This window comes from Streptomyces sp. UW30 (assembly GCF_008042075.1).
Lineage (GTDB): Bacteria > Actinomycetota > Actinomycetes > Streptomycetales > Streptomycetaceae > Streptomyces.
The window spans coordinates 59,992-81,032 of sequence record NZ_RDBN01000049.1 but is presented as its reverse complement, the minus strand read 5'-3'; the positions used below and the strand labels follow the sequence as shown (position 1 = coordinate 81,032).

Genomic DNA, 21,041 nt, shown 5'->3' with positions numbered 1-21,041 from the left:
GCCGACGCCAGAACACGCCGGCCGGCCGGGTGCGATGCGGCGGCGGGAGGGAGAGAACGTGCGGCTGCCCCAGACAGGCCGCGTCCCCGTGCGGCTGCCCCAGACAGGCCGCGTCCCCGTGCGGCTGCCACCGCCTGCTGGTGCCGGGCGGCACGAGCCGGATCAGCCGGCCCCGGTCGGGGTCCTCGACGACCGGTCCGCGATGACGGTCGGGTTCTGCGCGACGGTGTTCGCGGCGAAGGCGTTCCGCGGCGTGGGTGGGGTCAGCGGGCGCTGCCGATGGTGCGGTCGGCGTCGGAGCCCTTGAGCATGAGGGTGGTTTCCTCGATGCGCTGGAAGCGGCCGTCGGGGGCGAGGTCGGCGAAGACGTAGACCTCCATCGTGACGGTGGTGCCGTCCTTCTTGGTGATGTGGCAGGTGTGCCGGTCGGCGTACTTGTCGCCGTCGTAGAGCTCTTCGTGGACCTCGACCTCGCCGTCGGCGACGAGCGTGCGCAGGTGGCTGATGTGGTCGAGGAACTGGGCGCGGTCGGCCCACTCGCCGTCGGTGCGCTGGCGGTAGTCGGGGGTGAAGTGGCGGTCGGCGGCCTCGGTCAGGGTGATGTCGTCGTCGAGGAGAAGGTCGGTGAGGGCGGCCTTGATGCCGGTGCGGGTCATGAGAGGTCCTTCGAGGAGATGCGGACGGGAGGGATGCGTGGCTCAGGCGCCGGTGGTGGTGAGGGTGGTGTCGAGCCAGTCGTAGATGCGGGCAAGGCAGAGGCGCATGCCGCCGGTGTGGCAGTGGGCGCCGGCGCCTTCTTCGGCGGTGAACACCATCAGGGTCTTGGGGCAGGTGAGGTGGTCGTAGAGCTGCTCCGGCTGGCCCTTGAAGAACTCGTCCTCGGCGGCGTCGCAGACGAGGGTGGGGCACTGGATCTTCTCGGCGATGCCGCCGCCGAGGGTGTAGTCGAGGTAGGAGGCGCTGAAGGCTCGGGGGGTGTCGACGCCCATGACGTACATGCCGTGGTTGATCGCCCACCGCGCCGTCGCGTCGGTGGCCATGATCCGCTCCATCGCGTCGTCGAGTTCGGGGGCGGAGTCGGCGCGCAGGAGGCGTTCGGCTGCCTCACGGTCGCCGGGGATGTTGCGGACGGATACCTGGCCGAGGTCGTAGACGCCGTCGACGGCTATCAGCGCGGCCAGGCGGTGTTCGAAGGCCGCGGCCCTGGGGGCGAGTACGCCGCCCATGCTGCAACCGAGGAGTGCGATGCGGCTGTTGTCGACCTCGGGGAGGGTTTCGGCGAAGTCGATCACCGGGGTGATGACGTTCTCCCAGTCGGGGCGGAAGACCAGGTCCTGGTGGTGGCGCGGTCCGGGCTGACCGGGGCCGTCGAAGACCAGCACGGTGTAGCCGCGCTCGACGCCGGCCAGTGCCCCGAAGAAGTGCATCTCCTCGGCCGTGCCGTCGAAGCCGTTGTGCATGATCAGGGTCGGCCGCGGCTCTCCTGTGGTGTCGGCCCGGTAGAGGTAGCCGGGCAGGGTGGTGTCCTCGTACGGAATCCCGACCGGTTCGATGACCGGGGTGTACAGCGCCGCCGCCGAGCGGAAGCAGGCCACGGAGCGGTCGTAGGCGTGGTCGTGGCGGGGGTCGCAGGGGTGGCCGTGCAGGAAGAACTCCGCCGAGCGGTAGTAGTTCGACGCCCGCAGGAATCCGTCCCGGGCGCTGATCGTGTGGCCGGCGTCCAGGGCCTTCTGCGCTTCGGCCGACACCCGGTCGGCGGTGGCCAGCCACTCCTTGTGCCAGCTGTCGTAGTCGCCCTCGACGATGCGCTCGCTGGTGGAGACGACCTCGCCGAAGTCGGCGCCGCCGTAGGCGATGTGGCTCATCGAGCGCAGGGTCTCGTACCAGAACTGGGTGTTGTTCGGGAACAGCAGCTGCTTCATGGCGCCCTCCTCGGAACCGCCGCAAGCACGGATCTGTGCTTGCGGAGATGACAGTAGACCCATGAGCGCCGCGAAGCAAACATCTGTGCTTACGATGTGGGGGTGACTTCGAAACAACCGGCCGCCCGCATCCGCAAGAGCTCCGAGCAGGTCCGCTCAGCCGTCCACCAGGCGGTCATCGACCTGCTGTCCGACTCCGAGGGCGCGGACCTCACCATCCCCGCGATCGCTCAACGCGCCGGGGTCAACCACACCAGCATTTACCGGCGTTGGGGTAGTCGTGAGGCTCTCCTGGCCGACGTGGTCACCGCCCGCCTCGAACGGGACTGGCCGCTGAACGACACCGGCACCCTGCGCGGGGACCTCACCGCCTGGGTGGAAGCGGGGGTGGAGAGCATCCGCACCCCCGAAGGCCGGCTACTCGTGCGAGCCGTCGTCCTGTCCATGCCGAGCAGCGCCCACACGCAGGCGGAACGCGCACAGCAATTCCGGCGCCGGCTCGACTCCATCGAGCGCATCCGCGAGCGGGCCGCGGCCCGTGGCGAAACCCCGCCGCCCGTGGAGGAGATCCTCGACCAGCTCATCGCACCGCTCTACCTGCGGGCGATCTTCGGCATCGACCTGCCGGCCTCCGGCTACGCGGAACTCCTCGTGGACAGACTCCTTGCCAACACGGCTGCGCCGGGCTCGGCGTAAGCGTGGCGCGTCCGGTGCGATGCCGCGGCCGTCGGCACAGAAGTAGGCGCGGCAGACCTTGAGGACCAGGTGCATCTCCCGGATACTTCCGGCCACGGCGTGCAAGTCGGGCCCCACCGGCCCGGCAGCGCCATCGCTCCGTGCCGCCCAGCGCCTGCCGCGTCGGCCGGTGCCCGGAGCGGGAACCCGCGGACGCCGCACCGCAACCGCTGTGGCCGAAAATGTGTCTCTCTTCGCGCGTGGCCCGGTCGTTCGGGAGCGGGTGAGGTTGCGGTGGCGCGCAGGCCTGGGGGGATGGAATGAACGCATGGGCAGTGCCCGGATACGCCGAATCACTGGAGCTCGGGTCCGGGGCGAGCGGACGGGTCGTCCTGGCCGTACATGAGGAGACCGGCGTTCCGGTCGCGGTGAAGTACCTCAGCGAGTCACTGCGCACCCGGCCGGGCTTCGTGCACGATTTCAGGGCGGAGGCGCGGCTGCTCGGCGGACTTGAGAGCCCGTACGTCACCGGCTTGTACGAGTACGTGGAGAGCCCGCACGGCGCCGCCATCGTGATGGAGCTGGTGGACGGTGTCTCGTTGCGGACGCTGCTGACCGGACAGGGCCCGCTCACCCCCGAGGCCGCGCTCGTCGTCCTCAAGGGATCACTGCTCGGCCTGGCCGACGCGCACCGCGTCGGCGTCGTCCACCGCGACTACAAGCCGGCGAACGTCCTGGTCGTCCCGGACGGATCGTCCAAGCTCGTCGACTTCGGGATCGCGGTGGACGCGGGCACCAGCGCCGGTGTGGCGGGAACCCCGTCCTACATGGCCCCGGAGCAGTGGACGGGCGCGCCTGCCTCACCCGCCGCCGACGTGTACGCGGCCACGGCCACGTTCTTCGAGTGCCTGACGGGCCACAAGCCGTACGCGGGTGACAATCTCGCCGAACTCGCCCTGCAGCACGTCGACGCACCGATCCCCGTGGACGAGGTCCCCGAACCGATCCGGGATCTGGTACGGCGTGGTCTGGCCAAGGACCCTGAGGAACGGCCCACGCAGGCCGAGGCGTTCGTCACGGAACTGGAGGCGGCGGCCGACGGCGCCTACGGGCCCGACTGGGAGGAACGCGGTCGCGGCCGGCTCGCCGCGCTGGTGGCACTGCTGCCGCTGCTGCTGCCCTCGGCCCGTAGCACGCCCCGGACCACCACGGACACCGCACGCACGGTCCTGAGCCGGGAGGCGGGGCACGGCTCGGCGCGGTCGTGGCTGCCCGGCCGGCCCGGAATGCTCGTCTCAGGTGCCGCCGTGCTCCTGGGTGTTCTCCTGACCTACTCAATCCAGTACACCCCAGGGGCTGACCAGCAGCAGGCGGCGCAGTCCCTGGCCACCACCAGCGCGCAGCCGGGCGCGCAGCCCGCAGCGTCCACCGCTCCCACCGGGTCGGCCTCCACGTCCTCGTCCCCGACGCCCACCGCGTCGGCCGACCTGTCTGCGTCACCCGGTCTGTCGCCGTCAGGAGCGGCGCCCACCGGGACGGGGGGACCCTCGGCCTCTGCCACCTCCGCCACCTCGGCCGGGGGCCAGGAGACGACCACGCCCGCAGGTGCGACCACCACGGCGACGCCGACGACCGCTTCCCCCGCCTCGCCTGCCGCTCCCGCCGTCAAGGACGTCGCGGTGTCGGCCTTCCGGCAGACGGGCCCCACGACCGCCACGGCAACCATCGACGTCACCACGGACGGCACCGGTCCGGTCTCCCTCACCATCGCGTGGTTCAGAGGCGACACCGCGGGACAGCTCGGCGCCCCCGACGGTGCGCCCCAGACCTTCGAGCGCAGCGGCGCGACGCAGTACACGATCACCGTCGACCACGCCTTCCCACGCGATGGCTGCTACTGGGCGGTTCAGGCCACGACCACCCCGGCCGCTGCCGACGGTGGCGCCTCGCAGCAGCTCCTGACCAGGCAGTGTGAGATCCGATGACCGCTCAGAACGGCCGAACTCCCGCGCCCGCCGAAGACCACGAGCCGACCGAGGTGCTGGTACCCGCGGACGAGCACGCCTCCACTCTCCACCTCGGCCCCACCGACGACCGCCCCCCGAGCGGCGAACCCGGCCCCGCCGACGCCGAGTACAGCGCCACCGTGCTGGCCAGCCACTGGATCCAGAGACCTGCGTCGGGCGACACCCTCATCGAAGAGCCCTCGGCGGAGACGGGGCCGACGCTGCCCGACCGCGTCGAAGGCACCGTGCTGCGTTTCGGCCCGGGTGTGACCGCCGACGTCGCGCACCGCACCCACCGCACTCTGCCCGCCGTGCCGCCGCCTCGCACGCCCCCGCGCAGACACCTGCGCAGACACGCCCTGCCCGCGCTGGTGCTGCTCTGTGTCCTCGCGTTCCTTGCCTGGCAGCGCCTCGGTCCGTCCGCCGCGGTGAGCGCGGTGGCGGTCACCGCCCGGCCGACGGTTCTGGGGTGCGACGGCACCGCGGACATCGTCGGCCTCGTCACGACGAACGGCCGTCCGGGCAGAATCTCCTACCGCTGGATCCGAAGCGACGGCACCACCTCGGGCGTTCTGAGTGAAGTGGTGGTCCGGGGCCAGCGACAGGCGCGTCTTCACCTGCTGTGGACGTTCCAGGGCGAGGGCCACCGCTCGGCACAGGCCGAGCTGCGCATCCTCTCCCCGACCCCGCGCGGGGTCACCGCTCACTTCACGTACGACTGCCCCTGACGGGCCCACCCCTAGGTCTGTGCCAGGCCCGTGGTGGGTGCGGGCGGGGCGGCGGGCAGCGGCTGCTCGGTCCAGATGCACTTGCCGTCGAGCGTGTAGCGGACACCCCAGCGCTGGCTGAGCGCGGCGACCAGCTGCAGTCCGCGCCCGCCTTCGTCGGTGTCCAGGGCACGGCGGACGCGGGGGGTCGTGAGGCTTCCGTCGGAGACCTCGCAGATGAGGGTGCGGCTGCGAACGAGGCGCAGTTGAAGAGGTCCCCTGGCGTGGCGCACGACGTTGCCCACCAGCTCGCTGGCGAGCAGTTCCGTCGTCATCACCAGCTCGTCGAGCTGCCATTCGGCGAGTCGGCTGCGGATGTGGGAGCGGGCCTGACCGGCCGCGACCGGGCTGTCCGGGAGCGTCCAGACAGCTATGTCCTCGGGGCGCAGAGCGTGCACCCGGGCGACGAGCACGGCCGCGTCGTCGCCGGTCTGCTCGCCCTCCGGCAGCAGGGCCGCGGTGAGCGAGGCGCACAGTCGGTCCAGGCGGCCGGCCTCGTCCGTCCGCTCCTTGACATGGGACGGCGCCCACGGTCCGGTCGCACGGGCAGGGGGCGCGGCGTCCGCCACCGTGGCGAGGGCGGTGGCCAGTTGCACGATGCCGGTGTCGATGTCGCGGCGGGCGGACTCGATGAACCCGTCGGTGTAGAGGACCAGGAGGCTCCCCTCGGGCAGCACCAGCTGGGTCGTCTCGAAGGGCGGGTCGGCCGCGCCGAGGGGTGGGTCGGCCGTCACGTCGAGGAGGCGGACCGTGCCGTCGGGGCTGACCACGGCCGGCGGCGGGTGCCCGGCGCTGGAGACGGTGCAGTTGCCGGTGGCCGGGTCGTACACGGCGTACAGACAGGTGGCGTAGAAGTCATCGCCGAGATCACTGACCAGGTCGTTGAGGTGCGCGAACAATTCGTCGGGGGGCAGTTCGAGGCCGGCGAGGGTGTGTACGGCGGTGCGCAGCCGCCCCATGGTCGCCGCCTCGGACAGGCCGTGGCCCATGACGTCGCCGATCACCAGCGCGACCCGGTCGCCGGACAGCGGGATGACGTCGTACCAGTCGCCGCCCAGCATGCCCTCGCTGGCCGGGAGGTAACGGGCGGCGGTGGTGACGGCGGGCAGCAACGGCAGTACGCGCGGCAGCAGACCGCGCTGCAACTCCTGTGCGCGGTGATGCTCGGCGTCGTACAGCCGGGCCCGCTCCAGCGTCTGCGCGATCAGCCCGCTCAGCGCGATCAGCAGTCCGCGCTCGGTGTCCTCGAGGTGGCGCGGCGTGTCGAAGGAGATGACGCAGCCGCCCACCACGTGCCCGGAGACCATCAGCGGGAGGAAGGCCCAGGAGTGTTTTCCGCCGAGGGACGCGAAGTCGGCGAGCCCGGGATATCGGGTCTCCAGTTCCTGTGGGGAGCCGATGAACCGCGGCACACCGTCGCGAAGTGCCTGGTCGAAAGGGTTGTTCTCGGGCCGGTCCGGGAGCCGGTCGATGTACGAGCGGGGGTAGCCGACGGATTGGATCGTCGGGGCGGCGCCGGGACCGGAGGCCTGCACGATCAGCCCCGAAGCCCCGACGAGCGGCAGCATCCGCTCCGCCACGGCGTTGATCACGTCCTGCACGGTGAGCGCCTCGGCGAGTGCCCTGGTCAGGCCCCCGATACGGGTGGTGCGCTCGGCGGCCGCGCGCTCCTCGGCGGCCCGTCTGGCCTGCGTCTCCCGCTTGTCGGTGACATCGGTCAGATAGACCGTCAGCCCGTCGGGCACCGGGATGATCCGCAGGTGGTAGGAGCGCCGGTCCGTCGGCGACGTCACGTCGAGACCGGTGGCGACGCGGTCCGCCATGGCACTGCGACACCGTGATGCGAGGGCGGGCACGGCGACCGCCGACAGTTCCCACAGCACTCGGCCGATGAGATCGTCCGAGGGACCGAGCAGCATCTGGGCCCGCTCGTTGACGTACATGACCCGCCCGTCGGAGTCGACGGCGAGGAAACCGTCGCTCATGTGCTGCAAGGCACGGCCGACCGAGTCCATGGCTGCCCGGGTCTCGGTGGTCTCCCACAGACGGCCCACCATACGGGCCGGAAGCCCGTCGTCACCCTCGGTGATCCGCCCCCTGGCCTCCACCCACCCGACGGTGCCGTCGGGGCGGAGCACCCGGTGCCTGACGCTGTACTCCCCGCCCTTGCGCAGGGACTGCTCCGCCTTGGTCACCACGGCCGGCAGATCCTCGGGATGGACCAGTGCGCGCCAGGTCTCGATCCGTCCGTCGAAGTAGTCCGGGGGCAGGCCGAGCACGAGCGCCATCTCGTCGTCCCAGATGATGTCGCCGGTGCGGATGTTCCAGTCCCACGCGCCGACCGGCACGGCCTCCCGTGCCGCCCGGAAGTCCGACCCGGTGTGCCGGTCCGCGGAGCCGGCACCCAGCAGGTCGGCGATCCACCGTGCGGCCACGTCGAGAAGGTCGCGCTCGGCGGCGGTGGGCGGCCCGGGCCGCCTGGTCACGACCGACAGTGCCCCGAGGGTGCCCCCCTCGTGGGACAGCGGAACGCCCACCACGCCGGTGTGCGGGGCGGGGGTCCGGCCGGGGGAGGCCGGCAGCCACACCACCGCGCGCTCTTGGATCGCCCGGGCGGCTGCCGCCCCGGTCTCGGCCCCGACCTGCTCCTGGCTGAGGCGGAGGCCTTCCGGCATTGCGCTGGTCAGCGCGGGTTGCAGGCGAAGACTGCCACCGGGCCCGTCGCACAGGTACACCATGCCGATCAGGGCGTCGGCGGCTGTCACCGTCTGCCGCACCGCCGATCGCAGCGGAGCGTTTTCGGTATTTTCGCCCACTTTATTATCTTCGCACCGGGCGGGGGGTGCAGCGGCGGGGTTCACGCCCCCACGGGGCGCCCGAGCCGATGGGCTCGGCAGCGGGCGCCCCGAGGTCGATACCCCCTATACGACGGCCTTGTACCCCTGCCAGCCCGTCGCGATCCTCGTACGACCGCCGAACGACCCCTTACCGTCACCACTGTTGCGGTACAGGTTGCCGCTGGTGTCGCGCGAGACGAGGTCCGCCTTGCCGTCGCCGGTGATGTCTCCCACTCCGACGACCGCGTTGTAGGAAGCGCCCCAGTTCGAGAACACCTTCACGCGGGCCTTGAATGTGCCCCTGCCGGTGCCGTCGTACCGGTACAGGTTGTTCGACGTGTCCTGGGCCAGGAGGTCGCCGATGCCGTCGCCGTTCAGGTCACCGGCACCCACGACCTTCTTGTACGTCTTCCAGTTGTCGTACAGCTTCACGCGCGCCGACAGCGTGCCCGTGCCGGTGCCCTTGTACAGGTAGACCGTGCCGGTCGAGGCGTTGCGGGCGATCAGGTCCGGGCGGCCGTCACCGCTCACATCCCCCGGCGAGGTCAGCACGTCGTACTGGCCCCAGCCCGAGGTACCGAGTGAGGTGTACGGCGTCGAGGGCGTCGCCGCCTTGCCGCAACCCGGGCGGTAGGCGCGCAGGGCGCCGCTGCTCAGCCGGACCAGGACGTCGTTGCACCGGTCGCCGCTGAGGTCGCCGAACGGCACGAACCTCGAGGTGGTCGGCCAGCCTGCGCCGGAGACCTTGCTGCCCAGCGTGCCCGTGCCGGTGCCGCGCTGGATGGTGAGGGTGCCGGAGGAGTTGAGGGTGAGGACGTCGCCGACGCCGTCGTTGCCCGCGTAGTCGCGCGGTGCCGCCGCTCCGGCCGTCACCGTGGTGGTGCCGGAGAGGGTGAGGGCGGCGCCCTGGCCGTCGGCGGGCTGGGCGGTGAGCGTCCAGGTGTAGGCACCGTTGGCGACGAGGCGGCCCGCGGAGTCCTTTCCGTCCCAGGCGGCCTTGAGCAGACCGCGGGCGGCGGAGCCGGACACGGTACGCACGCTGACGTCGGACGCCTTGTGGCGGACGGTCGCCTTCCAGGAGGCGGCGGGCTTCGACAGCCACCAGGTGCCGGACCAGCTCGCGGCCCCGGACGTGACCGTGGAGTCGATGGCCGACAGCGCGGATGCCGGAACGCCGGTCGGCAGCAGGTGGACGCGCTGCTCGCGGTCGGCGTAGGCGACGCCGCCGCCGAAGCGGTCCACGGTCCAGGTGGTGCCCACCCCGAGGTTGTCCCGGCCGAGGTCGGTCCAGCCGGCGAGCTTGCGGCTCGGCAGGTCCGTGTGATTTCCGCTGGCCGGCAGTCCGTTGTGCAGATCGATGAGGATCAGCCCGCTGCCCGACTGGATGCCGCCGACGCGCTCGACGAGGTAGCCGTCGCCGAGCAGGACCCTGCCGGCCGGGGCGGTGGCGGTGCGCTTGGCCACACGGTCGTAGACGCCCGAGCCCTGGACGTCGCCCCAGGCGTCCTCACAGGTCCAGTACACCCAGCGGCCCACGGCCTGGAGGTCGGACGGAGTGCAGCCGTTGCGGGTGGTGAAGGACTCCACGGCGGTGCCGGACGGAAGCCGGGTGGCCGTGACCTTGCCTCCCGTGGCCGCGCCGCTCCACAGGGTGTTGCCCCAGACGGCCGCGGCGACGCGGTCGCGCTCCTGCATGACCTTGCCCGCCGAACCGTCGGGGAACTCGCCGATGTACTGATCGCCGGAGGAGGCGCCGTCGACGACCGCGTACCGTCCGGAGAGGTCTTTGAGCTGCGGGCTGTCGTCGCCCGTGTCGAGGGTGGGGCCCCAGGTGGTGGCGCCGTTGGCGCGCAGCATGGTCAGGCCGGACTCGGTGGCGTCGCGGCGGCCGTGGTGGCCGGTGCCGTCGGCGAACATCCGGATGCAGCGGGTGGCGCCGGCGGTGCAGTCGCCGTCCCGCCCGCTGACCAGTCCGTCCACGGTGGTCTTGGTGACGCCCGGGGTGCCGCTCGTGGTGAGCCAGGTGCTGCGATAGGCGCCGATGATCGTGCCGGGCTCGTACAGCGTGCTGTTGTCGGCCGTGGTGAGGATGCCGTTGCCGAGCGAGAGGCCGTTGATCTGCGCGGGCATCGGCTGCACGGCGGCCAGGCGGCTGCGGGTGACCGAGCCGTCGGCGGTACGGGCGATCCGGTACATGCCCCAGTCGAGGTCGCCCCGCTCGACGTACTGCTCGGCGCCCGCCACGAGGACGGAGCCGTCCGGCGCCTGGACGATCCCATGGGCGGCCGGGTCCATGACCTTGGTCAGGTCGGTGTCCGTGCCGTCGGACGTGAGCGCCCACAGCGGCTGGCCCCGGTACCTGTTGTCACCGGGCGCCACCGGTTCGAGGCCGAGCAGCTTGTCACCGACGATCCCGTACGCAGCCTGGTAGGTCAGGGCGCCCGTGTCGAAGGTACGGGGCGAGGCGGACAGGTCGTCGCGGTCGTACAGGTCCGCCTTGCCGCGCCCGCTGCGCAGCCGCAGCACCGAGTCGGCGCCCAGCCGGAAGCCGGTCACCTCCCAGCCGTCCTCCGGGTTGATCCGGTCGGGCAGTGCGCTGAACTCGCCGGTGGCGAGGTCGACGATGCCCCAGTGGCCCCAGCTGTCGTCGTCGGTGTCGTAGCGCAGGATGACGGACCGGGCGTCACCGTCCTCGACGACGATGTTGCCCGCACCGTCCGGCAGCCCGGTCACGGGCGTCTGCCCGGCCCCGCCCCCGTCCTCGACGCGCCACAGCTGGTAGGCGTTCGGGTTCCCGTTGAAGCCGCTGGTGCTGGTGAGGACCGTGTTGCCGAAGGTGCCCCGGTAGGCGTGGTACTCGGGCACCGGCACCACGGTGGTGCCGCCCGAGGTGCCCGCGCCCTGGAGGAGGGTGACCTGCGAGTCCTCCTCCGAGTAGAGGGCCACGGTGTCGGAACCGTCCCCGTAGTAGCCGGGTTGGAAGGACGCGGCCTCACGGAAGTAGCCGCTGTCGATGTCGTACTGCACCGGGACGTCCAGCCGCTGCTCCAGTGCGGTCGTGGTGCCGGTGGCGTAGTCCGTCCACAGGAGCCGGTCGTCGCCCTCCTGGGCCCAAAGGAAGCCGCTGGTCCCCGCGTTGAGGATCTGCGTGGCCCTGGGGACGGCACGCGGGGCGGCGGGCAGTACGAACTCTCCTGCCGCGGCGGCCGACTGCGGCGCAGCTGCCGCCGAGGACGGGACGCCGGCGAGCGGAAGGCTGAGAGTCAGCGCCGTCGCCAGGACGGCCGCGGTACGTGCTGAGCGTGAACCAAGAGCCGGTCTGTGTCTGTGTCCGGGTCGGCCGAGTCGGGCCACCGTTCCTCCTGAAAGGCAAGAAGAAGGCATGGCGGGACACACGGCAACGCCCTGGCAATTCCCCCGGCCCCCCGGCCGCTCCCCCCACGCGCGTGACGGGAGCCTAACAGCATGTTCATGACTGGCTGCAGTGACTTACCTGCACCGTACGGCCGTTGACACCTGCGACCGCGCCCCCGATGCGGGGGTGAACCGGGGGCGCGGAGTACGGCGTTTCAGGCGTGGAGCAGGAGGCTGAGCTCCTGCGGGAGCCCGAGGGGACCGCCCGGCTTCGGCTGGAGTGCTTCGTCCAGCTCGAAGGCCCAGCGATCGGACGGCGCGCAGCCGAACGTCTTCGCCGCGAGCGCCGGCAGGGACCGTGCGGCGGAGGCCGCGCTGTCCCACAGCAGGGCCAGGCCCTGCCGGTCGGCGGTCGGATCGGTGAGCCAGCGGCTCGTTCTCAGGCCTGGGAACTCGCCGGCGGAGGAGGAATCGGGGCCGATGCCGGAGGTTTCCGGTCGGCCTGCGGATTCCTTGCTGTCCGCGTGTGGGGTTCCGGCGGAGCGAGTTCCGTCCCACCAGGCGATGACGACATGCATGGGGTCTCCAGCTGCAGAGTGTCGTGCGTGATGATGCGGTGTCCCCGTTGACACCCTTGCGTGGCGCAGGCCCATGGCGCGAGCCGTGGTTCAGATCAGATCAGAGCTGCGAGCCCCCGGTGGCGTCGATGACCTGCCCCGTCACCCAACGGGCGTCGTCCGAGGCCAGGAAGGCCACGACGTCGGCCACATCGTCGGGGCGGCCCACGCGGCCGAGTGCCGAGAGCTCCCCGGCGGACTGTTCGGCGGCTTCGTTGCCCCGGAGCCAGGACGCGTTCATGTCGGTGTCGATGATGCCGGGCGCGACCGAGTTGACGGTGATGCCGCGGTTTCCGAGGGCCTTGGCGAGCGTGAGGCTGAAGGTGTCGATGGCGCCCTTGGTCATGCCGTACGCGATGATGTCGGTCAGCGCGATGCGGGTCGCCCCCGACGAGAGGTTGATGATGCGGCCGCCGTCCCGCAGCCGCTTGAGCCCCTGCTGCACCAGAAAGAACGGGGCCCGCACGTTGACGGCGAACACCTCGTCGAAGGCCTCGGGTGTGGTCTCCTCGATGTGGCCGCGGGGCGTGATGCCGGCGTTGTTCACCAGGATGTCGAGACCGGCGTGGTCGCCGTGCTCGAGGACCTGGCGGTCGAACTCGGCCCACAGGGCCTCCACGTCACCACCCGCGCCCAGCTCGGCCCGTACGGCGAACCCCGTGCCGCCCGCGGCCCGGATCGCCCCCACCGCCTCTTCGGCGGCAGCGGTGTTGCGTCCGTAGTGCACGGCCACGAGGGCGCCCTCCCTGCCGAGCCGTTCGGCGGTGGCCCGCCCGATGCCGCGGCTGCCGCCGGTCACCAGAGCCGTCTTGCCCGTGAGTGAACGCATGACCTTCCAATCTGTAGCGATGGCTATGGAAAAAGCTTACACGCAATACGTAGCGATCGCTGTAAAATTCATGCCATGACGACGACGAGGCGGGGACGACCGCGAAGTTTCGACCGCGAGGCGGCGCTCGTGCAGGCCACTCGGCTGTTCTGGGAGCACGGCTACGAAGGCACGTCCATCGCCGATCTGACCCGGGGCATGGGGATCTCTCCGCCCAGCCTGTACGCGGCCTTCGGCGACAAGCGCACCCTGTTCACCGAGGTCGTCGACCGCTACGGCGGAACGTTCGGCGCCTTCATGGGCAGGGCGCTGGAGGAGGAGAGCGACGCCCGTGCGGGGTTCGCCAGAATGCTGCGCGAGGCGGCGACGTCGTACACCGATCCCGACCACCCGGCAGGCTGTCTGGTCATCACGGCGGCGATCAACTACTCGGCGCAGACGGCCGATGTCGAGCGGGACCTGCGGGAACGCAGGGTGGCGAACGTCCGCGACTTCGAGGAGCGACTGGCCGACGCCGAGAAGGTCGGGGCGCTGCCCGAAGGTGTCGAACCGCGCGCCCTGGCCGTCTACTTCGCGGCGGTGGTCCAGGGCATGTCCCAACAGGCGCGGGACGGGGCGAGCGCGGGGGAACTGGAGCGGGTGGCCGAGCTCGCCATGTCGGTGTGGCCCGTGCAGAAGGGGGCGTGAGCACATCTGCTCACGCCCCCTTCTGTACGGGCCGTTGGATCCCCGGCGAGGGTTCACGCATGGCGCCCTGCGGGTTCTCACGAAGAGGCCGGCTCCTCTTCGCGTGGAACGGCTTCGGTGCCCCGGCACAGCCGGGCCACGACGTGGGCGTACCTCTCGTCGAAGGCCAGCACGTTGAAGGCCGCGTCCAATTCGCGATCGAGCGTGGGACTGGCCTGTTCCCAGAAGGCGTGGCCCGCTTCGGTCATCCGGATACGGCTGACCCGCCGGTCGCCGGACCAGGAGCCGCGGCTCACCCAGCCCGAGCGCTCCAGCTGTGCGAGCATTCGGCTCGCCGAGGAAGCCGTCACGCCCAGCCGCCGGGCCACGGCCCCGACCGTCATCGGCTCCGGATGCCCACCGGCCACCGCACCGAGTGCCATGAGCGAGGCCAGGCTGACGTCATGACTGCGCTGGAGCGTGCGGTCCAGTTGGTACCCGATGGTGGTGAACAGGGGAAGGACTCTTTCCCAGAGCCGGGAGCCTGCGTTGGTGACGGTTTCGGGACTTTCGCCGCCGTACGGCTCGGCCACAGGCTGCTTCCTCGTTCGTTCTGGCACGGGTCCGGCGCTCGGTGACGGTTCGGCGCGGGCGGGTCACGGCACGAGCAGGAGCTTGCCCCGCACGCCGCCCTCGGCCAGCGACCGATGAGCCTCGGCCGCGTCGTCGAAGCCGTACTCCCTGGCGGACCGCAGCCGAAGGGCGCCGCGGTCGACGGCTTCGGTGAGCCCGGCGAGACCCGCGCCGTCCTGTTCGACGTGGTTCACCGTCACCGTGATGCCGCGTTCCGCGACCGGACGCCTGGTCGGCACGATGGAGACGACGCGCCCGCCGTCTCGTACGGCACCGATCGCCTGCGGCAGACCCGCGGTTTCCAGCAGCCCGTCGACGTCGGGTTCGCCGGCGGTGGGTGGCTCGGTCGCCCCGACCCTCACCTCCGTCGCGCCCAGCGCCAGCGCCTCCTCGGCGTCGGCCGCGTGGCGGACCTGCGCCACGACCCGCCATCCCCGCAGCCGCGCCAGCTGCACCGCAAGCCCGCCGACCGAGCCGACGGCGCCGGTGACCAGCAGCGTGGCACCCTCCGGCAGGCCGAGGGCGTCGAGTGCCTGCTGCGCGGTGAGTCCGGCGAGCGGCAGTCCCGCGGCCGTGGTGAGCGGGACGGAGGCGGGGGCGGGCGCGGCGATGTCCGCGGGCAGGGCCACCATCTCGGCGTACGTCCCCCGTCCCGTCGCCATTTGTGCCGACATCGCGATGACACGGTCGCCCGGGTGGAAAGCGGTGACGTCATCGCCCACGGCCGTGACGGTCCCCGCCACGTCCCAGCCGAGGACCATGGGCGGTTGAAGGGCGCTGTGTCCCGCGTGCCGTCCGGCCCGCGTCTGGAGGTCGACCGGGTTGACCCCGGCCGCCGAGACGCGGATCAGGACCGCGGACGCATCCGGTGCGGCGGGCTCCGGAAGGTGCGACACGGTGAGCTTTTCCGGACCGCCGTACGCGGAGAGGACGACAGCACGCATGGTGCTCCCTTCTGTAGGTGGGCTTCGAGGCCGCGGTCAGGGCGTGAGCAGTTCGGGGATGCGGGGCGGCAACCGGTCCGACACGGCGGCGGCCAGAGTGCGGACGGTGATGAGGCGCACCGGATCGTCGCCCGCTCGGACCCGTCCTTCGGCCCCGTGCGGCACCAGTGCGATCTGACCGGCTCGTACAGGCCGGTCGCCGGTGGCCGCGGCGACGACGAGTTCCCCGTCGAGGACCAGCAGTGCCTCCTCCACACCGTGGCCGGAGGTCAACTCCAGGGTGGCGCCCGGGGGCAGCGTCCAGTGTTCGACCGCCTCGCACTCGCTGTGCAGCATGCCCCTGCGGACCAGGCACTGCCAGTCGGCCGTGGTGGCGGCGGGAGTGGTGCCTGTCGCCGCCCGGACCGTCGCGTCCAGCGCCGAGATGATCACTTCGCCTCCGACACGTGCTGTGGCACGGCCAGCGTCACGATCAGCAGCCGCAGCGCGCTGTCCGCCTCGACCGTGGTCGTCGTACCGGCGCCGAGGGTGACGCAGGTGTCCGCCGCCAGCTCGGCCGACGTGCTGTCCGCGGCCGTGGCCCGGCCCCGGCCGCTGTGCACGAACACCGCCAACTCGGCGTCCGGGCGGCCCAGTACGCACTGTTCGCCGGCGTCGAGGTCGGTGACGTCGACGCTCCTCAGCGGGCCGTTGAAGACACCCGCGGTCGATACCGTGCGTTCCTCGAAGAGGTCGTGGATGGCGATCTCGCCCATGGCGGGAACCTCCGGTGTGTGATCGGCTCCGGACAGAACGGCGCCTGTGCCCGGCGCGAGGGTTTCGATCACCCACCAGTCGAGGTCGGTGTCGGAGGAGTTGCGCAGCCCGTGCACATTGCCCACGGCCGTCAGGGCGAGTGAGCCCGGGGCGACCGGGTGGGGCCGGCCGTTGAACAGGAACTCCCCGTGGCCGCGCAGGATGAGATAGATCTCCTCGGTCCTGGTGTGCCGGTGCTCACCGCTGACCCCACCGGGAGGGATGGACGCCCATTCGACCGCCTCCGTGGGAGACGCGAGCTGGCGTCGGCCGGCGAAGCACTTCCAGCGGGTGCGCCCGGCCGCACCGTGCACGCCGTAGACCGTCGCCGCATCGGTCACCGTCCCGACCGATGAGAAGGCGGGCGCGTCCCACGCAGTGCCCGCGGGAGCGCGGGGCGGCTGCGGGCGGGCCACACCGGTCGAGCGGCTCAACGGGCCACTCCTACCGACAGCTTGGCGAGCTGCTCCGCTGCCGCGGCGAGCTCGTCCTCGGTGACGTCGTTGACGAAGACCGCGCTGCCGATCCCGACGGGCAGCGGCAGCCGCTGCTTTCCGTCGCGGTGGCGGACGGTGTCACGCAGCGCGGGCACCAGCACCTCCGACGTGCACAGCGGGTGCCAGGCCGGCAGTCCGAGCCGGTCCATCACGCCCAGGATGCGCTCGCGCTGGTAGGCGCTGACCAGGCCGCGGCGCTCGGCCATCACCGTGGTCAGCGCCATGTCCACCGTCACGGCCTCGCCGTGCAGCAGGGCGGGCAGCGCGCGCATCTCGATGGTCGGGCTGAAGGTGTGGCCGTAGTCGACGACCCGTTCCAGCACCTTCTCCCACAGGTTCGGCTGGAGCTCCTCCAGCATTCCGTGGATGGCGCGCTCGACCACCTCGGTCGCGGGGTCGAGGTGCAGTCCGTGGGCCGCGAGCCGCTGGTCGACCGGGGCGTCCGCCGGGGTGAGCCCGATGCCGGACGCCGGGCTCTGCAGCTTGTCGCGCAGGAGATCGGTGCCGTGCTGCTCCAGCAGGTCGAAGAGCCGGGCGTCCTTGATCAGGGCGATCTTGAGTATCTCGGCGAGGCCGTTGCTGATGTGCCGGTCGCCGAGGGTGGTGAGGAACGTGCGGTCCAGCAGGGTGCGGTCGGCCGGGAAGTACGTGCCGAGCCGGTTCTTGTGCCCGTTGTGGTTGACGCCGGTCTTCGCGCCGACGCCCGCGTCGACGAGGCCGATCAGCGTGGTGGGAATCCGGATGAACGGAGTGGAGCGACGGTAGAGGCTGGCCGCGAAGCCGACGGTGTCCATGAGGACCCCGCCGCCGATGGCGATCACCGGCTCCCGCCTGCGGTCGATGCCGAAGTCGTCCAGGGCCTCGGTGACGCGCAGCACCGCGTCCACCGACTTGTGCGTCTCGCCGTCGTCCAGGACCAGGATCCGGTGCTCGACCGCGTGGTGTGCGAAGTACGTGCGTATGCGCTCGCCGTAGAGCGCATCGACCACGGAGTCGGTGACGACGAAGCGGCGCAGGCCGGTCGTGCCCACGGCGTCTTCCAGAATCGTGGGGTTCTGCGGATCCAGGAGGTTCTCGCTGGCCCGGATCTCGTACTGAACCGGATTGCTGGTCTGCACCGACCAGTGCGTCACCGGGCTGCCCACCGCGAAGAGGCCGTCGTTGCCGCGGGTGGTCTGAGTGTCTTGCTGCATCAGGCGTCTGTCCTTCGACGAAGAGTTTCGGTTCTTGTCCGTCGTGGATCGATTCGGGGCAGCACGAATGAATGTCGCATGGCGAAGGCCGAAGCCTTCGGCTGCTGGACCTGGCCACTGTCCGTGGCGCGGTCCCCCCGTTGCGGATGACCCTGCCACAAGGTTCATTGCGCACGCAAGCACCATCATGATCTGTTGACGCTTCAAGTCACGGAAAGCGCCAGCTGGTTCGCCCAGGGGAGGCTGGGTCAGGAAGCATGCTTCCGCAAGGAGTCGCGTTCCTTGCGGGTTGCGCTCCGAGGAGGGTCACGGCACGCGAAAGCCCCTGCCGGTCACGGCAGAGGCTTCGGGGGGAGGGGGTCAGTGGTCGAGTGTCGGGGCGTAGCGCAACCGGGCCACCACCGAACTGGTCCTGCTGTCCAGAGCCGCCACTTCGAGGGCCAGGCCCACCTCCTCGCGGAAGAGCCTGCCTATGTCCGCGACGATCGCGCGACCGGCGTCGGTGATGCGTACGACCACGCCTCGGCGGTCCGTCTCGTGGGCGACGCGTTCCGCGAGCTCGCGCTTCTCCAGGCGTGCCACGGCCCGGGTGGCCGACGACTGGTTGAGCCCGAGCTGCTGGGCCAGTTCGTTCATGCGTATGCCGGCCGGGTCGCCCGTGCTCATGGCCTGAAGGGACAGAAAGTCCGTAAGCCCCAGCCCGAAGTCCTCGGACAACCTTCTGTCCAGCTGGGTCCCGACTTCCGCGACCAGTACCGACAACTGGCTCCAGAGCTCGATGCTGTCTTCTTTGCGCGATCGCATGACTGCTGCCTTCTTCATGTGCCCGAAGGGCATCGGCGTCTGCTCCGGGAGCGGAGGGTGTGAGGGGAGGAGGCAGGTCGGGGCTTTCCCGTGGCAACCGGGGCGGCCGAACCTCGCGGACAGGATACGAGTTGCAGCTTCTCGAGAAAACCCGCGGTAAACCTGATTTTTTCCATGCCCACACAATGAACTTGGCGGTTCCTTGATGGCGGGATGGCTTTGGATCACTCGGTGTGAAGCTTGAATATGCAGGTCAGCAGCTATGTGTAGGTGTGCTGGCGCATCGGTCCTGTCGGCTTTTTCCTTGCGCGCGCAATGATGGTGCTCTACTGTCGCCATCGGTCGGACGCCCTGCCCCAGCTGTGGGCAGCGGGCGGCCCGCCGAGGGCACTCGTCGTGCCCGCGCCGGGGCCACGGGCACCCGGCGCACTTTCGAAGGGGGACTGCATGCTCAGTACTGCGACGACGTCATCTTCCGTACCGGTGCTCGCCGGTCTGCCGACGGCGCGTGCGGTGGACCACTACGCGTTCACCGTGCCCGACCTGAACGAGGCAGTCGGCTTCTTCACCGAGGTGTTCGGCGGTGAACTCTGTTACCGGGAGGGGCCGGTCGAGGACCCGTCCGGCGACTGGATGACACGCAAACTGGGCGTGCACCCGCAGGCCCGGGCCCATGTCGCCGTGGTCCGGCTCGGCCCCTACAGCAATCTGGAACTCTTCGAGTACACGGCACCCGGTCAGGTCACCTCGCTGCCCGGCCCGAACGACGTGGGGGGTCACCACCTGACCCTGCGGGTGGCGGACCTGGACACCGCCGAGGAGCAGCTGCGGGCGAGCAACGTGGTCCGCCTCGGTCCCACCGGCCATGACGGACGCCCGGAAGAGGAACGCCGCTGGTTCCTCAGCCCCTGGGGCATGATGCTCGCCCTGTGCGGACCTGCGCGTCCCGAGACCCGCGAGGGCGCGCGCACGACGGGCCGATTCGTACCCGAGCCGCTGTCGCACACCACCCAGGGGCGAGGGCCGCTGGGCTTGCTGGGCGTCGACTCCGTCGGATACACAGTGGCCGATCTGGACGCGGCGACGGCGTTCTTCACCCACGTCCTGGGCGCCGAGGTCGTCGAGACGTCCGACGAGACCTCGGCGGACCACACCGGCCACTGGCCGCCCGGGGCCGAGCGGACCCGACGGGTGGTGCTGCGCACCGGCCCCACGGCCAACTGCGAACTGTCGCAGTGCGGAACGAACGCCCTCCACCGGCGCCCGCCCCTCAACAGCGACATCGGTGGCCACCATCTCGCCTTCTACGTCGACGACGTGGACACGGCCGCCGCCTACCTGAGCCGGCAGCCCGGCGTGACGTTGATGGGGGAACCGGAAACGATCACCGCCGGGCCGATCGCCGGGGACCGCTGGCTGTACTTCGGCACGCCCATCGGCATCCAGATGGAGCTGATCCACATGCCGGACGGGTCACTGCCCTACGAGGCGCAAACGGCGGCCCGCCGTGCCGCACCCGGACATCTGCGCTGGCACGACCGTCCCTGAAGCGGACGGCCGTCGGCACGCACACCACATCACGGGGGACTTTCTTGAGCACGCTCACACAGTTACCGACCCGCCCCGCCGACGCGCTTCGCAAGGCCGACGAAGCGGGAGTGGCCGTCTGGCTCGACTGCCGCCACAGCGCACCGTCCGAGCCTGTGCCGCAGGCAGGTAAAAGGCCCGACGAGTACGTCCATGGCCTGCTTGCCCCGGGCGCACCCGCGGTGCGGCTCGGCGCCGACCCGGTGGAGATCGTCGCCGCCATGGCCGACAGGCGTAACGCCGTCACAGTCGGCCCCGTGCATTCCGTGACCGGCTACCGACGGGCCATGGACACGATGCTGACCGCGCTGGAGACAGCGGTCGCCGAGGGCGCTGCGCGGCCGGCGCACCCCATGGCGATCGAGTACTCGCTCCCGGGCGTCGACGCCGCGGTGAACGCACGCCTCGATCTGGTCGGCAGCTGGGAGGCCAAGGCGATGCGGGGACGCGCCGGGCTCGCCGGGGCCCATCTGATGTACGCCGCCCTGCAGCGCGATCTCGCAACCGACCGCTGGGCACGCCTGTTGGCCGGCGGGGCCCGGGCCCCGTATCTCCTGTGGTCCACCGGCGGCCCCTCGGTCCCCGCGGACCGGAGTGTCGACTACGCCGAGAAGTGCCTGTTCCCCGGCACGGCCCTGGCCCTGTCACCCGCTGCCCTGCGGGAGTTCGACGAACGCGGTCTCGTCACGGGCCCGACCGCACTCGATGCCGCCGAGGCACGGCGCGTGGTCGCCACCATCGCCTGGTTCGGCGTACGCCTCGACGCCACCGTCGGCTGACGCGTTTCTCCGTCGCTCACGGTTCATTCGACCGCCTCCATTGCCGTCCCGCGGTGCCCGCTACGCCCTCGCCGCATCCCGGCGCGTTCGGCTGCCCCGAACCCGGCGCTTCGGGCGCGCCCCCTCACGATCACAA

18 protein-coding genes are annotated in these 21,041 nt (G+C 71.1%); 6 read left to right on the top strand and 12 right to left on the bottom strand.

Features of this window, described 5'->3' with window-relative positions; translation table 11 throughout:
* Positions 1 to 263 precede the first annotated feature (263 nt).
* Positions 264 to 656: a nuclear transport factor 2 family protein gene (locus EAO75_RS33500; RefSeq protein WP_147998923.1), complete on the bottom strand. Its 393-nt coding sequence runs from the start codon at positions 654 to 656 to the stop codon at positions 264 to 266.
* Positions 657 to 698: 42 nt separating this feature from the next.
* The gene (locus tag EAO75_RS33495; protein WP_147998922.1) at positions 699 to 1,922 is read right to left on the bottom strand and encodes an alpha/beta hydrolase family protein; all 1,224 of its coding nucleotides are present in this window, start codon (positions 1,920 to 1,922) and stop codon (positions 699 to 701) included.
* Between the two features lie 102 nt (positions 1,923 to 2,024).
* Between EAO75_RS33495 and EAO75_RS33490 the strand changes: the two genes are divergently transcribed.
* From EAO75_RS33490 to EAO75_RS33480, 3 genes are all read left to right on the top strand, one after another.
* On the top strand, positions 2,025 to 2,618 hold the full coding sequence (locus EAO75_RS33490) for a TetR/AcrR family transcriptional regulator (RefSeq protein WP_261989531.1): 594 nt from the start codon (positions 2,025 to 2,027) through the stop codon (positions 2,616 to 2,618).
* A gap of 299 nt (positions 2,619 to 2,917) precedes the next feature.
* Positions 2,918 to 4,582: a serine/threonine-protein kinase gene (locus EAO75_RS33485; RefSeq protein WP_147998920.1), complete on the top strand. Its 1,665-nt coding sequence runs from the start codon at positions 2,918 to 2,920 to the stop codon at positions 4,580 to 4,582.
* On the top strand, positions 4,579 to 5,331 hold the full coding sequence (locus tag EAO75_RS33480; RefSeq protein WP_147998919.1) for a hypothetical protein: 753 nt from the start codon (positions 4,579 to 4,581) through the stop codon (positions 5,329 to 5,331). Before EAO75_RS33485 ends, EAO75_RS33480 begins: the two co-directional genes overlap by 4 nt.
* Positions 5,332 to 5,342: 11 nt before the next feature.
* Here the strand turns inward: EAO75_RS33480 and EAO75_RS33475 are convergent, their stop codons facing one another.
* From EAO75_RS33475 to EAO75_RS33465, 4 genes are all read right to left on the bottom strand, one after another.
* On the bottom strand, positions 5,343 to 8,147 hold the full coding sequence (locus EAO75_RS33475; RefSeq protein WP_261989537.1) for a SpoIIE family protein phosphatase: 2,805 nt from the start codon (positions 8,145 to 8,147) through the stop codon (positions 5,343 to 5,345).
* 144 nt (positions 8,148 to 8,291) lie between these two features.
* Positions 8,292 to 11,561 carry an FG-GAP-like repeat-containing protein gene (locus tag EAO75_RS33470; protein WP_261989530.1) on the bottom strand — a complete coding sequence of 1,090 codons (3,270 nt, stop codon included), beginning with the start codon at positions 11,559 to 11,561 and terminating at the stop codon, positions 8,292 to 8,294.
* Positions 11,562 to 11,776: 215 nt separating this feature from the next.
* Positions 11,777 to 12,139 (bottom strand): hypothetical protein, encoded by a 363-nt coding sequence (locus EAO75_RS46165; protein WP_187284686.1) that lies wholly within the window; start codon positions 12,137 to 12,139, stop codon positions 11,777 to 11,779.
* 100 nt (positions 12,140 to 12,239) lie between these two features.
* A complete protein-coding gene (locus EAO75_RS33465; protein ID WP_147998917.1) occupies positions 12,240 to 13,007 on the bottom strand; it encodes an SDR family oxidoreductase in 768 nt (255 codons plus the stop codon).
* 75 nt (positions 13,008 to 13,082) lie between these two features.
* Here EAO75_RS33465 and EAO75_RS33460 point away from each other — a divergent pair, with 75 nt between their 5' ends.
* The gene (locus EAO75_RS33460; RefSeq protein WP_147998916.1) at positions 13,083 to 13,694 is read left to right on the top strand and encodes a TetR/AcrR family transcriptional regulator; all 612 of its coding nucleotides are present in this window, start codon (positions 13,083 to 13,085) and stop codon (positions 13,692 to 13,694) included.
* A gap of 77 nt (positions 13,695 to 13,771) precedes the next feature.
* Here EAO75_RS33460 and EAO75_RS33455 read toward each other — a convergent pair whose 3' ends face one another.
* The 6 genes from EAO75_RS33455 to EAO75_RS46160 all read right to left on the bottom strand — a co-directional run bounded on the left by EAO75_RS33455 (position 13,772) and on the right by EAO75_RS46160 (position 18,539).
* The gene (locus tag EAO75_RS33455; RefSeq protein ID WP_147998915.1) at positions 13,772 to 14,266 is read right to left on the bottom strand and encodes a MarR family winged helix-turn-helix transcriptional regulator; all 495 of its coding nucleotides are present in this window, start codon (positions 14,264 to 14,266) and stop codon (positions 13,772 to 13,774) included.
* Positions 14,267 to 14,329: 63 nt separating this feature from the next.
* Positions 14,330 to 15,250, bottom strand: coding sequence for an NADP-dependent oxidoreductase (locus EAO75_RS33450; RefSeq protein ID WP_147998914.1), 921 nt, complete (start codon positions 15,248 to 15,250; stop codon positions 14,330 to 14,332).
* A gap of 36 nt (positions 15,251 to 15,286) precedes the next feature.
* The gene (locus EAO75_RS33445) at positions 15,287 to 15,682 is read right to left on the bottom strand and encodes a cupin domain-containing protein (RefSeq protein WP_147998913.1); all 396 of its coding nucleotides are present in this window, start codon (positions 15,680 to 15,682) and stop codon (positions 15,287 to 15,289) included.
* Positions 15,679 to 16,479 carry a cupin domain-containing protein gene (locus EAO75_RS33440; RefSeq protein ID WP_147998912.1) on the bottom strand — a complete coding sequence of 267 codons (801 nt, stop codon included), beginning with the start codon at positions 16,477 to 16,479 and terminating at the stop codon, positions 15,679 to 15,681. The genes EAO75_RS33445 and EAO75_RS33440 overlap by 4 nt, the downstream gene beginning before the upstream one ends.
* A complete protein-coding gene (locus EAO75_RS33435; RefSeq protein ID WP_147998911.1) occupies positions 16,476 to 17,735 on the bottom strand; it encodes a sedoheptulose 7-phosphate cyclase in 1,260 nt (419 codons plus the stop codon). The genes EAO75_RS33440 and EAO75_RS33435 overlap by 4 nt, the downstream gene beginning before the upstream one ends.
* Positions 17,736 to 18,095: 360 nt before the next feature.
* Positions 18,096 to 18,539 carry a MarR family winged helix-turn-helix transcriptional regulator gene (locus EAO75_RS46160; protein WP_187284685.1) on the bottom strand — a complete coding sequence of 148 codons (444 nt, stop codon included), beginning with the start codon at positions 18,537 to 18,539 and terminating at the stop codon, positions 18,096 to 18,098.
* A gap of 447 nt (positions 18,540 to 18,986) precedes the next feature.
* Here EAO75_RS46160 and EAO75_RS46750 point away from each other — a divergent pair, with 447 nt between their 5' ends.
* On the top strand, positions 18,987 to 20,087 hold the full coding sequence (locus EAO75_RS46750; protein ID WP_222724008.1) for a VOC family protein: 1,101 nt from the start codon (positions 18,987 to 18,989) through the stop codon (positions 20,085 to 20,087).
* A 44-nt stretch (positions 20,088 to 20,131) separates the two neighbouring features.
* Positions 20,132 to 20,905 carry a hypothetical protein gene (locus tag EAO75_RS33420; RefSeq protein ID WP_147998909.1) on the top strand — a complete coding sequence of 258 codons (774 nt, stop codon included), beginning with the start codon at positions 20,132 to 20,134 and terminating at the stop codon, positions 20,903 to 20,905.
* The last annotated feature ends 136 nt before the right edge of the window (positions 20,906 to 21,041 follow it).